The 412-nt window shown below is 40.3% G+C and carries 1 pseudogene; it reads right to left on the bottom strand.

The annotated features are described in order from the left end of the window. Positions 1–412 (bottom strand): annotated as a pseudogene (locus tag L693_RS30625) (hypothetical protein); the annotation flags it as partial.

Genomic DNA, 412 nt, shown 5'->3' with positions numbered 1-412 from the left:
CTTCTTGTTCGAGTATATTCTTCGATTGCTGTTTCACTGGGGCACTATTCGAAATTATGTCCTCAGTTATTTGTTTCTTGCTCGACTGTGAGAAAAACTGTTTAAATTCTTCTGCACTCGGGCCACGCCCTCCACCTCGTCCATCAAATACAAAAGGACCTTCCGTCATGTTAGATAATGACATCCACCTTTGCTCTTCTTGAGATATACCCTCTTTATTCGATAAAATCAAAAAGTCGCCAGGATAACTTTTTTTCCAATCCTCATAATACTTAATATCAGGATCGCCATTTGCTTTGCGCACCACTCGATCTGCTGCCCAATAGCTTCCTTCAGGTATATCAGGTCTGTAGTCCTCATTAACTGTTATATAAACATACGTTCCACGAATCCCCCATTTCTTTTTATCTTC

This window comes from Paenibacillus sp. 1-18 (genome assembly GCF_000520755.1).
In the GTDB taxonomy this organism is placed as follows: Bacteria; Bacillota; Bacilli; order Paenibacillales; family Paenibacillaceae; genus Paenibacillus; species Paenibacillus brasilensis.
This window is presented reverse-complemented; position numbering and strand designations above follow the sequence as displayed.